An 11584-nucleotide genomic window follows, 5' to 3' on the forward strand; every position below is an offset into this window, starting at 1 on the left:
ACGCTGGCAGATTGGTATAGACCATTTGTATCCGACGGCCGTACCCGGGTGAACTCTTGTGCAACTCTGACGGCCGGGCTCCGGAGATCGACTTGAAGAATTCTTCACATTCATAGATCCTGTACGCGTGACCGACGTGTTCGCCCAGGAGCTGCGCGATCAGCTCGCCCAGGCACGCCTCGACCTCGCGGCAGCCCACGAGGCCGGGGACGACGACGGCGTGGAGGCGTACCGGGGCCGCATCACCGGCCTGCTGAGGATCGCCGCACGCCACAACATCGAGGTCACGCGCGAGGCGGACGACGAGGTGGAGGACGAGGACTGAGCCTGCCGGTACCGCTGTACCGGGCCAGGGCCGAGTTCTTCCGCGCCCTCGGTCACCTGCTCCGGATGCCCGCCTGACCTTGGCGGGTGTCGGCATGCTCAGCCGATGCGCTCAGTCGACCTGCTGCCCGGCGGCCCCGTCGGAGCACTGTGCCGTGCGCGCCCGCTGGGCCAGTGCGCCGTTCAGCACACCGTCCAGCAGCCCGGGGAAGAGCTCGTCCAGCTCGGCCCTGCGCAGCTCACTCATCCGGGCCGTCCCCCTGCGGAACTGGCGGATCACCCCCGCCTCGCGCAGCACCTTGAAGTGGTGCGTACCGGTGGACTTGCTCACCGGCAGGCCGAAAGCCTGGCAGGTCATCTTGTCCTGCCTGACCGCGAGTTCGGTGACGATTCGCAGGCGTACCGGGTCCGCGAACGCGTGCAGCACCGCCTCCAGCCGGATCTCCCCGGGGACGGGCTCCGGCAGTGCGGACGGGCCCCCGACGGCAGCTGCGGTCTCGGTCACCTCTCGATAGTACGAGAACAATCGTAGTTTGACAGCTGCCGTACCACGAGAGTCGATCACCCTCCGTCCGCCGACCGTTCCCAACCGGATCTAGCCAGCCCTGACGCGCAGGCCTCTCGGCCTACCGACCTCCCCGGGCCCGGGAGGGGCGCGTCACCCCTGGAGCGGAGTCCGGCCAGGGCCCCGGCGGCGCCTCGGTTCGCGGCTCCCGGACATCGGTGACGCCGAGTTGGGCCCGCGCAGCCGCTGCGCGGCGATCTGACGCGAGATCAGGATCTCCAGCAGGCACCAGGCCGTCCCGAACACCCCGAGCCCGGTGGCCAGCAGGGCCGGTGCCAGCAGCCAGCTGCGCGCGTACGAGGCCAGGGTCGCCACCATCAGACTCACCAGGGTGCACGAGAAGCTCAGCCATGCCCGGACGGCGGCCGACCTGACCTCGTCGGGCAGGCGGCGGCGTGCAGCGGACATCCAGGACCCCCAGGTGCGGACGGTTTGCCGGACCGAGGCGGCGCACCCCTCGCCGTGATGCGCCCCTCGTCAGGGTGACGCGCGTTGCGCCGCCCGAGCGACACACTGCCCCGTTCGGCGCCGATCATGCCCGCAAAACGCCGAATCATGCCCAAACCGGGCATGGGGATCAGCCCAAGGTCGCGTCCAGCTCTTCGAGCGCCCCCACCACGATCGTGCGCATCGCCCGCTCGGCCAGTTCCGGATCGCCCGCGCAGATCGCGTCGGCCACCTCCCGGTGCAGCCGCACCGCGTACGGCCTCGGCTGATGCGGCATCAGCTGATGCTCGGTCCGCCCGGTGAGGACCGCGCCGACGGTGTCGCCGAGATGCGCGAACATCTCGTTCCCGGAGGCCTTCAGGATGGTCGCGTGGAAGGCGATGTCGTGTTGCAGAAAGGTCTTCAGGTCGGCGGCCCGGGCGGTGACGGTCAGTTCGACGGCCAGTGCGCCGAGCTCGCGCCGCTGGTCGTCGGTGGCCTGACGGGCCGCCAGCGCCGCGGCGGCCGGCTCGACCGCCACCCGCAGCGAGCCGAGCGAACGCAGCTGGGCCGAGCGGTCCGCCCCGGCGAGCCGCCAGCGGATCACCAGCGGGTCGAAGACGTCCCAGCCCGCCTTCGGCTGCACGGTGATGCCCACCCGGCGCTTCGAGGCGACCATCCGCATCGACTCCAGGATCCGCACCGCCTCGCGGACCACCGTGCGGGAGACGCCGTACCTGGTCTCCAGCTCCTCGCTGCGCAGCACCGTGCCGGACGGGATCTCGCCGGAGGCGATGGCTGGTCCGAGGTCTGCGAGGAGTCGGCCGGGCAGGCCCTGGATTTCCATCCGTCCAGGGTAGAGGGCCCCGATGCGGCGGCAGGCCGCCAGGCATAGAAAGTATGACGATTTAGTTTCAGCCTCTTGAATAAGTCATATCTTTACGTGAAGGTTGCACCCGAGCAGGCAGAACAGGAGCACCACCCCATGGCTCTCAACGTCGAGAACCAGCACCCGACCGCCCAGCGGCCCATCGTGGTCGTCATGGGCGTCTCCGGGGTCGGGAAGACCACCGTCGCCCGGCTGCTGGCCGAGCGGCTCGACCTTCCCTACGTCGAGGCCGACGACTTCCACCCACCCGCCAACATCGCCAAGATGACGGCGGGCATCCCGTTGGACGACGAGGACCGCCGCCCCTGGCTGCGCGCCCTCGCCGACTGGCTCGGCGAACGCGCCGAGGCCGGGACGGGCGGCGTGGTCACCTGCTCGGCGCTCAAACGGCAGTACCGCGACATCCTGCGCACCGACTGCCCGGACGCGTTCTTCCTGCACCTCAGCGGCGGTCACGGCCTGATCGAGGACCGCCTCGCCCAGCGCACCGGCCACTTCATGCCGCCCTCGCTGCTGGACTCCCAGTACGCCGTCCTCGAACCGCTCCAGCCGGACGAGCACGGCGTCGTACTGGACGTCGCCCACACCCCCGCAGAACTCGTCGAGATGGCCGCAGCCGCGATCCGCCCGCTCACCTCCGGGCGTTCCTGAGCCTGTTCCGGACTCCGCCCGGGGCCCGTCCGACACTCTTCGCCCCCGCACTCCCTCGTTCCCGGCCGCCCGCCGCCGATCGCTCCCGGCGGCGGCGCGCCCGCCGGTCCGGGGCAGAGTGCTGCCAGTCAATGGAGACTTCGCGTGACCCCCACCCTCCTCGCGGCCGCCCCACCGGCCCTCCCGCACACCGACAGCGACGGGCTGCTGCTGACGGCCGTGCTGCTCAGCATCGGCGTGATCGTGCTGCTGATCACCAAGCTGAAGCTGCACCCCTTCCTCGCCCTGACCGTCGGCTCCGGGGTGCTCGCCGCCGTGGCCGGCGTGCCTTTCGGCAAGTTGACCAACAGCTTCGTCACCGGCTTCGGCGCCACCGTGAGCGGTGTCGGCCTGTTGATCGGGCTGGGGGCGATGCTCGGCAAGCTGCTCGCGGACTCCGGCGGGGCGAACATCATCGCCGACACCGTGCTGGCCCGCTCCAGCCGACGGATGCTGCCCTGGTCGATGGCGCTGATCGCGGCGGTCCTGGGGTTGCCGCTGTTCTTCGAGGTCGGCGTGGTGCTGCTGGTCCCGATCGTGCTGCTGGTCGCCCGGCGGTCCCCGCTGACCTACGGGTCGAGCGTGCCGCTGATGCGGATCGGCATCCCGGCGCTGGCCGGACTCTCCGTGCTGCACGGCCTGGTGCCGCCGCACCCGGGCCCGCTGGTCGCCGTCGACGCGCTGAAGGCCGACCTCGGCGTGACCCTCGCCCTCGGCCTGCTGATCGCCGTCCCGACCCTGGTCATCGCCGGGCCGCTGTTCGCCCGCCTCGCCGAGCGCTGGGTCGGCCCGCTGTCCCTCCCGGCCGAGACCGCCCCGGTCGTCAGTGAGCGCCCCGAGCGCACCCCGCGGTTCGGCGCGGTGCTCGCCACCATCCTGCTGCCGGTCGTGCTGATGCTCGGCAAGGCCCTCGCCGACGTGGTGATCGACGACCCCGAGGCGGGTGTCCAGCGCGTCCTCGACTTCGTCGGCTCGCCGCTGATCGCCCTGCTGGCCGCCGTACTGCTGGGCATGCTGACCCTCGGCCGGGCCGCGGGCTTCGACAAGGACCGGATCTCGACCACCGTCGAGAAGTCGCTCGGCCCGATCGCGGGCATCGTCTTCATCGTCGGCGCGGGCGGCGGCTTCAAGCAGACCCTGATCGACGTCGGCGTCGGCAACGCGGTCAGCGAGTGGTCCGCCAAGTGGCACATCTCCGCGCTGCTGCTCGGCTGGCTGATCGCCGTGCTGATCCGCCTCGCCACCGGCTCGGCCACCGTCGCCACCATCACCGCCGCCGGCATCGTCGCCCCGCTAGCGGCCGACATGTCCAGCACCCACACGGCGCTGCTGGTGCTCGCCGTCGGCGCCGGCTCGCTCTTCTTCTCGCACGTCAACGACGCCGGGTTCTGGCTGGTCAAGGAGTACTTCGGGATGAGCGTCGGTCAGACGCTGAAGTCCTGGTCGATCATGGAGACGGCGATCTCGGTGGTGGCCATCGCCCTCATCCTCCCGCTGAGCCTGGTCGTCTAGCCGCGCGCTGTCCGGGCAGACCCGCCGGGGACGCGAGCAACGCCCGGCCCAGCGCACTCTCCTCGGGCAGGTGCTGGACCAGCACCCGGAGCCGCCGCGCCGACATCGCCCCCCGGTGGTAGTCCAGTAGGTCCAGCCGGTAGTAGCGCAACAGATCCGCCTCGATCGCCTCGGCGTGCTCGGTCAGGAGCACGTCGAGGCCTTGGATTCCCCCAGGCTCATCCCGGTCTCCGCACCGTAGGCCGACAGGATCGCCGCGACGTCCTGCACGCTGATCCCGTGCCGCCCCAGCCGATCGAACTGGCGGTCCCCGAGCAGCAGCCGCAGCAGGCCGTCGAGATCCGCACCGTCCAGCCGGGTGAGCTGCTGCGCGGCGGTCCTCGGCAGCTCGGTCGGCAGAGTGAACACCTCGCCGTCCACCTCGAACTCCCAGCGCTCGCCGAGTGCCTCCAGCCGCTGCGCGCGGGCCGCGTTGACGTTGAAACGTGCCATCGTCCGTCTCCTCCCCCCGCCGGCCGCCGACGTCCGTTCGCTGCCGTCCGTCGCTCCGCCGCCGATCGGTGACGTGCTGCCCGACGGGCAGGTGTACTAACCGTCCCCCGCAATCTTCAGATCATCCGACATAAGACCGCTCTCCTCGACGGACTCCGGGTACGCCGAAGGGCGGGCACCCACCCCCGGGTGCCCGCCCTGCCGTCAGCAGCTGGTCCCTGCCGGACTCAGCCCTGGCGGCGCTTCGACAGGAAGGTCTCCACCTGCTCCCGGATCTCGGGGGTGTCCAGGCCGCGCACGGTCATCGTGGTGCGGCGGCGCAGCACGTCGTCCGTGGTGTAGGCCCACTCGCTGTCGGCGGCGTAGGCGACCTGGGCCCAGACGTCCGGGCCGTCCTCGTGGATCGGCCGGCCCAGCTCGGGGTTCTCGGCGATCATGTGCGCGATCTCGAAGGAGAGCGTGCCGTAGTGGCTGGCCAGGTGCTTGGCGACCAGCGGCTGCATCCGCGAGCCGGGCTCGCGGTCGATCAGCAGGCGGTGCGCGACGGCGTTCGGCGTGCCGACACCGGGCAGCGGAACGGTCCGGGCGATCGGCGACATGTCCTCGGCCAGGCCGGTGCCGGAGACGTGCGCCAGCTTCTCCAGTACGGTGCGGCCGATGTGGCGGTAGGTGGTCCACTTGCCGCCGGCGACCGAGAGCATGCCGCCCCGGCCCTCGGTGACGACCGTCTCGCGCTTGGCGGCGGCGGTCTCGCCGGGACCGCCGGGGAGCACCCGCAGGCCGGCGAAGGAGTAGGTGATCAGGTCGCGGTCGAGGTGCTCGTCGCGGATCGCGTGCGCCGCCTCGCCCATGATCTGGTCGATGTCGGCCTCGGTGGCGCGCACGTCGAGCGGGTCACCGGTGTACTCCTCGTCCGTGGTGCCGAGCAGGACGTGGTCCTCCCACGGGATGGCGAAGGAGACGCGGTACTTGTCGATCGGGATGGTCAGCGCGGCGCGCCACGGGGTGCGGCGCTTGACCACGACGTGCGCGCCCTTGGAGAGCCGGATGCTGGGCGCGGCGCCCGCGTCCTCCATCTTGCGCAGGTGGTCGACCCACGGACCGGTCGCGTTCAGCACCAGCCGGGCGTCGACGCCGAACTCGGTGCCGTCCAGGCGGTCCTTGAGGTCGGCGCCGGTGACCCGTCCGCCGGTGAAGCGCAGGCCGGTGACCTCGGCGTGGTTGAGCACCACGGCGCCCGCGTCCACGGCGGCGCGCACCGTCATCACGGCCACGCGCGAGTCGTTCATCTGGTGGTCGCCGTAGACCGCGACCGAGCGCAGGCCCTCGGTGCGCAGCGCGGGCACCTGCTGGGCGGCGTGCGCGGCGGTGGAGACCCGGCCCATGCCGTCGCGGAAGGCGGACAGCGCGGAGTACAGGAAGACGCCCGCGCCGAGCTTGGTGGCGCCGTGCGGGCCGCCCTTGTAGACGGGGACGAAGAAGGTCAGCGGGTTGACCAGGTGCGGGGCCACGTCGGTGGCGAGCGCCCGGCGCTCCTTGTGGTTCTCGGCGACCAGCTTGACCGCGCCGGTCTGCAGGTAGCGCAGACCGCCGTGGACCAGCTTGGAGGAGGCGCTGGAGGTGGCACCGGCGAAGTCGCCCGCGTCCACCATGGCGACCTTCAGACCCGCCTGCGAGGCGGTCCAGGCCACGGCCGTGCCGAGGATGCCGCCGCCGATCACCAGCAGGTCGTAGGTCGCCTTGCCCAGCAGCTCGCGGGTCTCGGCGCGGGAGGCGGTGCGTCCGGCGGTGCGCTCGGCGCCCAGGGTCGGGATGGTTGCCATGGTGTGTGTACGGCGCACGGTGCGGGCGGCGCCGTGTCTCCTCTCGGTGTGCGGTTCGGCCTCTGCTGGGAGACCGGGGGACCGGCCCTCTGGTCAGGGCCGGACCCTTCAAACGACGCTTCGAATGAAGCGACGACGGCCGGTCGGGGCTGCTGGCCCCGACCGGCTTCGGTCAGTTCTGCTCGTCTTCCTCCACCCAATCCATGGTGCGCTCCACGGCCTTGAGCCACTTCTTGTACTCACGCTCGCGGGTGGCTTCGTCCATGCGAGGCGTCCACTCGGCGGCGCGGTGCCAGTTGGCCCGCAGGGTGTCCAGGTCCGGCCAGAAGCCGACCGCGAGGCCGGCCGCGTAGGCCGCGCCGAGTGCGGTGGTCTCGGCCACGTACGGGCGCTCGACCGGGGCGTTCAGGACGTCCGCGATGTTCTGCATCAGCAGGTTGTTGGAGGTCATACCGCCGTCGACCTTGAGGGCGGTGAGCTCGACCCCGGAGTCCTTCTCCATCGCGTCGACGACCTCGCGGGTCTGCCAGGCGGTGGCCTCCAGGACGGCCCGGGCCAGGTGGCCCTTGGTGACGTACCGGGTCAGGCCGGCGATCACGCCGCGGGCGTCGGAGCGCCAGTACGGGGCGAACAGGCCGGAGAAGGCCGGGACGAAGTAGGCGCCGCCGTTGTCCTCGACGGTGTTGGCGAGGGTCTCGATCTCGGCGGCGGTGGAGATGATGCCGAGCTGGTCGCGCAGCCACTGCACCAGCGAGCCGGTGACGGCGATCGAGCCTTCCAGGGCGTAGACCGGAGCCTGGTCGCCGATCCGGTAGCCGACCGTGGTCAGCAGGCCGTGGTAGGAGTTGACGATCTTCTCGCCGGTGTTCAGCAGCAGGAAGGTGCCGGTGCCGTAGGTGGACTTGGCCTCGCCCTCGTCGAAGCAGGTCTGGCCGAACAGCGCGGCCTGCTGGTCGCCGAGCGCGGAGGCGACCGGGACGCCCTCCAGGTCGCCGACGGCGTGGCCGTAGACCTCGGCGGAGGAGCGGATCTCCGGCAGCACCTGCATCGGCACCTCCATGGACTGGGCGATCTTCTCGTCCCACTCCAGGCTCTGCAGGTTCATCAGCATGGTGCGGCTGGCGTTGGTGACGTCCGTGACGTGCTTGCCGCCGTTGACACCACCGGTGAGGTTCCAGATGACCCAGGTGTCCATGGTGCCGAACAGGATGTCGCCGGCCTCGGCGCGCTCCCGCAGGCCCTCGACGTTGTCCAGCAGCCAGCGGATCTTCGGGCCGGCGAAGTAGCTGGCCAGCGGGAGGCCGGTCTCGCGGCGGAAGCGGTCCTGCCCGACGTTGCGGCCCAGCTCGCGGCAGAGCGCCTCGGTGCGGGTGTCCTGCCAGACCAGCGCGTTGTGCACGGGCTCGCCGGTGTTCTTGTCCCACAGCACGGTGGTCTCGCGCTGGTTGGTGATACCGATCGCGCGGATGTCGTCCCTGGTCAGACCGGCCTTCTCCAGCGCGCCCCGGACCACGGACTGCACCCGGGTCCAGATCTCGGCGGCGTCGTGCTCGACCCAGCCCGGCTGCGGGAAGATCTGGCGGTGCTCCTGCTGGTCGACGGCGACGATCCGGCCGTCGGCGCCGAAGATGATGCAGCGGCTGGAGGTGGTGCCCTGATCGATCGCGGCGACGTAGTTGGCAGTCATGAGGGTCCTCGGCTCAGTTGAGGTTCGGGTGGGGCAGCAGGGCCCGGTGCGTGTGACGCAGTCTCAGTCCCCGCCGGGGGGCGCGGGGCAAACCCCGGAGTGTCTCGGAAGGCTCTGTCAGAACGCGACGTGGTAGAGCGCGCCGGCCAGCAGGCCGCCGATGACCGGACCGGCCACCGGGATCCAGGCGTACGACCAGTCCGAGCCGCCCTTGTTCGGGATCGGCAGCAGCGAGTGCACGATGCGCGGGCCGAGGTCGCGGACCGGGTTGATGGCGTAGCCGGTCGGGCCGCCGAGCGAGAGGCCGATGCCGACCACGACGAAGGCGGTGATCAGCACGCCCGTGCCGGACAGGGCGAGGCCCTTGGTCAGGCCCTGGGTGAGGATCGCCATGCACAGCACCATGGTGGCGATGATCTCGGTGAGCAGGTTCTGGATCGGGTTCCGGATCTCGGGACCGGTCGAGAAGATGCCGAGCGTCGGCTCCTCGTTGGCCTGGAACTGGCCGAGGTAGGTGAGCCACACCAGCACGGCGCCGATCATCGCGCCGAGCAGCTGGGAGCCGAGGTAGACCGGCACCTTGCTCCAGTCGCCGCTGTCGACGGCGAGGGCCAGGGTGACGGCCGGGTTCAGGTGCGCACCGGACTTGGGGGCGACCATGTATGCGGCGATCATGACCGCGAAGCCCCAGCCGAAGGTGATGGCCAGCCAACCGGCGTTGACGGCCTTGGACTTCTTCAGCGTGACGGCGGCGCACACGCCACCGCCGAGGAGTATCAGGGCGGCAGTGCCGAGGGTTTCGCCGACGAAGATGTCGCCGTTGGAGAAGGCGGACACTAAGACTCCTTTGTCCGTATGGCGTCCGTTTTGCCCGGAGCAGGTGGGGGAGGGCACGTCGCGGTGGGGGAGTCCGCGACGGGGCGGGTGCGTCCCGTCCCTGGGTCGCACCCCGGCGGTGGCGTTCCGATTCTCTCCGGACGCCGTTCGACAATGTCGACCGCCATGCGGAGAGCTTCCCCCCCGCATCGCCCCTACGTCAAGGGAGGGTGATACTCCTGTGATCCATCACTCGCTGTGATCGGCCGACGCGCGCGGAAACGGCCCCGAAACGGCGCGAAAACGCGGCAGAACGCCGAAGCGCGGACAGGCTTCGGCCTGTCCGCGCTTCGACGCGCTGTGAGGGGCGAGGGTCAGAACCGACCGGCGCCCAGGTCGCGGGAGATCGCCCGGGCGGCGCTGCGCACCGAGGCGACCAGCGAGGGACGCACGAAACCGTCCTCGCAGACCCGCTCCACCGCGCCGCTGATGCACACCGCGCCCACCGGGTTGCGCCGCCGGTCCTGGATCAGCGCGCCGATCGAGGCCACACCCTCCCAGGTCTCCTCGATGGCGTCCGCCCAGCCGCGCTCCCGGATCAGTGCGCACTCGGCGTCGATGTCGCCGAGCTCGGTCAGCGTCCGCGAGGTGTACGCCTCCAGCGGACCCTCGCCCAACTCCCCGCGTGCGACCGGGTCGTAGGCCATCAGCACCTTGCCAAGCGCGGTGCTGTGCAGCGGCTGCATCGAGCCGACCTCCAGCACCTGCCGGGTGTCGTCGGGGCGGAAGACGTGATGAACGATCAGCACACCCTGCTGGTGCAGCACCCCGAGATAGACCGTCTCACCGGCCGCCCGGGCCAGGTCGTCGGCCCAGACCAGGGCGCGGGCACGCAGTTCATGCACGTCCAGATAGCTCTGGCCCAGCCGCAGCAGCTCCGCGCCCAGCTGGTACTTCCCGCTCTCCGGATCCTGTTCGACGAAGCCCTCCTGCTGCAGGGTGCGCAGGATTCCGTGCGCGGTCCCCTTGGCCAGATCGAGCGCCGTGGCCACCTCGGACAGGCCGAGCCGACGCTCACCGCCGGCCAGCAGGCGCATGATCGCGGCGGCCCGGGAGAGCGACTGGATCGGGCCGGGCATGTTCACCTCCGCTGACAGGCGGTCGACATTGTCGACCGAGTGGTATCGCCATGAGTCTGCCAGGCCGACGGCCGGGCGTGCACGTTTCCCCGGAGTTGCTGTCAGCTTCACCGGGTGTGCAGTCAGCCCCGGAGGGCGCGTACGGCGGCCGCGAGCCCCGAGATCTGTGTCTCGCCGACCCGGCAGCAACCCCCGACCAGCCGGGCGCCGTCGGCCAGCCAGGCCGCCACCCGCTCCCGGTCCCCGCCCGGGGCCGCACCCGGCGGAGCGAAGGTCGGCTCGCCCCGCCAGCCGCCCTCACCCCAGCGCTCTCCGCTGTTCGGGTACACCACCACCGGCTTGCCGCTCACCTCGGCGGCGATCCGCACCGCCCGGTCCGCGTCCTGCGGAGTGCAGCAGTTCACGCCCACCACCATTACCTCCGGCACCTCGGCCGCCAGCGCGAACGCCTCCGCCAACGGCTGCCCGGCCCTGGTCCGCTCGCCCTCGACACTGAACGACAGCCACGCGGGCACCCCGACTCCGCCGAGCAGGCCGAGCACCGCCTCGGCCTCGTCGGTGTCCGGGACCGTCTCGACCGCCAGCACATCGGGACCGGCCGCCGCCAGCGCCTCCAGCCGGGGCCGGTGGAACGCCGCCAGCTCGGCCACGCTCAACCCGTACCGGCCCCGGTACTCCGAACCGTCCGCCAGCACCGCGCCGTACGGCCCCACCGAGGCTGCCACCCACAGCGGCCGCTCCACCTCGGCCTGCCGCGCGGCCTCCCGCGCCAGCTCGACACCCCGGCCCAGCAGCCGCGCCGCCTCCGCACGGCCGACCCCGCGCCGGGCGAAACCCTCGAAACTCGCCTGATAGCTGGCCGTGATCGCCACGCTCGCGCCGGCCCGGTAGTACCCGAGGTGCGCGCGGACGATCGCCGCCGGATCGTCCGCCAGCAGCCGCGCCGACCACAGCTCGTCCGACAGATCGTGCCCGGCGTCCGCCAACTGGTTCGACAGCCCTCCGTCGAGCACCAGCGGCCCGGCGGCCAGCGCCTCGGCAAAGCTGCCCGACCGGACGGGGGGAGTGGCGGACACGAATGCCTCCTGACGGTGCCAACTGGTGCCTGCACTCTAGGACGCCCCAGGTCAGCCCCACCCACCAGGCCCACCCAACGAGACCCCACCCCCTCCACACGCCCCCGCCACCCCGGACCCACCACCACAACACGCCATGCCCGAC

Annotated in this window: 13 protein-coding genes; 3 read left to right on the top strand and 10 right to left on the bottom strand. The window is 71.3% G+C overall.

Features of this window, described 5'->3' with window-relative positions:
- The first annotated feature begins 127 nt into the window (after window positions 1–127).
- A complete protein-coding gene (locus UK12_RS15965) occupies window positions 128–325 on the top strand; it encodes a hypothetical protein (protein ID WP_045303632.1) in 198 nt (65 codons plus the stop codon).
- A gap of 111 nt (window positions 326–436) precedes the next feature.
- On the opposite strand, the gene UK12_RS15970 is transcribed toward UK12_RS15965, so the two are convergent.
- From UK12_RS15970 to UK12_RS15980, 3 genes are all read right to left on the bottom strand, one after another.
- Window positions 437–829 (bottom strand): ArsR/SmtB family transcription factor, encoded by a 393-nt coding sequence (locus UK12_RS15970; RefSeq protein WP_045303633.1) that lies wholly within the window; start codon window positions 827–829, stop codon window positions 437–439.
- 153 nt (window positions 830–982) lie between these two features.
- Entirely contained in the window at window positions 983–1297 is a 315-nt protein-coding gene (locus UK12_RS15975; protein ID WP_045303634.1) for a hypothetical protein, read from the bottom strand.
- Window positions 1298–1466: 169 nt separating this feature from the next.
- Window positions 1467–2162: a FadR/GntR family transcriptional regulator gene (locus UK12_RS15980; RefSeq protein WP_045303635.1), complete on the bottom strand. Its 696-nt coding sequence runs from the start codon at window positions 2160–2162 to the stop codon at window positions 1467–1469.
- Between the two features lie 138 nt (window positions 2163–2300).
- Between UK12_RS15980 and UK12_RS15985 the strand changes: the two genes are divergently transcribed.
- Entirely contained in the window at window positions 2301–2855 is a 555-nt protein-coding gene (locus UK12_RS15985; RefSeq protein WP_045303636.1) for a gluconokinase, read from the top strand.
- Window positions 2856–2999: 144 nt separating this feature from the next.
- Window positions 3000–4406, top strand: a complete 1407-nt coding sequence (locus UK12_RS15990) for a GntT/GntP/DsdX family permease (RefSeq protein WP_045303637.1) — start codon at window positions 3000–3002, stop codon at window positions 4404–4406.
- Here the strand turns inward: UK12_RS15990 and UK12_RS15995 are convergent.
- The 7 genes from UK12_RS15995 to mmuM all read right to left on the bottom strand — a co-directional run bounded on the left by UK12_RS15995 (window position 4378) and on the right by mmuM (window position 11439).
- Window positions 4378–4599: a hypothetical protein gene (locus UK12_RS15995; RefSeq protein ID WP_045303638.1), complete on the bottom strand. Its 222-nt coding sequence runs from the start codon at window positions 4597–4599 to the stop codon at window positions 4378–4380. The genes UK12_RS15990 and UK12_RS15995 overlap by 29 nt on opposite strands.
- Window positions 4590–4898 (bottom strand): hypothetical protein, encoded by a 309-nt coding sequence (locus UK12_RS16000; RefSeq protein ID WP_045303639.1) that lies wholly within the window; start codon window positions 4896–4898, stop codon window positions 4590–4592. Before UK12_RS16000 ends, UK12_RS15995 begins: the two co-directional genes overlap by 10 nt.
- 227 nt (window positions 4899–5125) lie before the next feature.
- Window positions 5126–6721: a glycerol-3-phosphate dehydrogenase/oxidase gene (locus tag UK12_RS16005; protein ID WP_045303655.1), complete on the bottom strand. Its 1596-nt coding sequence runs from the start codon at window positions 6719–6721 to the stop codon at window positions 5126–5128.
- Between the two features lie 172 nt (window positions 6722–6893).
- Complete coding sequence (gene glpK, locus UK12_RS16010) at window positions 6894–8408, bottom strand: glycerol kinase GlpK (protein WP_045303640.1); 1515 nt, start codon at window positions 8406–8408, stop codon at window positions 6894–6896.
- Between the two features lie 117 nt (window positions 8409–8525).
- Window positions 8526–9245, bottom strand: coding sequence for an MIP/aquaporin family protein (locus UK12_RS16015; RefSeq protein ID WP_045303641.1), 720 nt, complete (start codon window positions 9243–9245; stop codon window positions 8526–8528).
- 353 nt (window positions 9246–9598) lie between these two features.
- Complete coding sequence (locus UK12_RS16020; RefSeq protein WP_045303642.1) at window positions 9599–10363, bottom strand: IclR family transcriptional regulator; 765 nt, start codon at window positions 10361–10363, stop codon at window positions 9599–9601.
- Window positions 10364–10485: 122 nt separating this feature from the next.
- Window positions 10486–11439 carry a homocysteine S-methyltransferase gene (gene mmuM, locus UK12_RS16025; RefSeq protein WP_045303643.1) on the bottom strand — a complete coding sequence of 318 codons (954 nt, stop codon included), beginning with the start codon at window positions 11437–11439 and terminating at the stop codon, window positions 10486–10488.
- Between the last annotated feature and the right edge of the window lie 145 nt (window positions 11440–11584).

The organism is Saccharothrix sp. ST-888, assembly GCF_000955975.1.
Classification (GTDB): Bacteria; Actinomycetota; Actinomycetes; order Streptomycetales; family Streptomycetaceae; genus Kitasatospora.

Bases quoted from the DNA above. Each gene is read 5' to 3' on its own strand.
- UK12_RS15975 (WP_045303634.1), bottom strand. From the start codon at position 1,297: ATGTCCGCTGCACGCCGCCGCCTGCCCGACGAGGTCAGGTCGGCCGCC.
- UK12_RS15980 (WP_045303635.1), bottom strand. From the start codon at position 2,162: ATGGAAATCCAGGGCCTGCCCGGCCGACTCCTCGCAGACCTCGGACCA.
- UK12_RS15985 (WP_045303636.1), top strand. From the start codon at position 2,301: ATGGCTCTCAACGTCGAGAACCAGCACCCGACCGCCCAGCGGCCCATC.
- UK12_RS16000 (WP_045303639.1), bottom strand. From the start codon at position 4,898: ATGGCACGTTTCAACGTCAACGCGGCCCGCGCGCAGCGGCTGGAGGCA.
- UK12_RS16005 (WP_045303655.1), bottom strand. From the start codon at position 6,721: ATGGCAACCATCCCGACCCTGGGCGCCGAGCGCACCGCCGGACGCACC.
- glpK (WP_045303640.1), bottom strand. From the start codon at position 8,408: ATGACTGCCAACTACGTCGCCGCGATCGATCAGGGCACCACCTCCAGC.
- UK12_RS16020 (WP_045303642.1), bottom strand. From the start codon at position 10,363: ATGCCCGGCCCGATCCAGTCGCTCTCCCGGGCCGCCGCGATCATGCGC.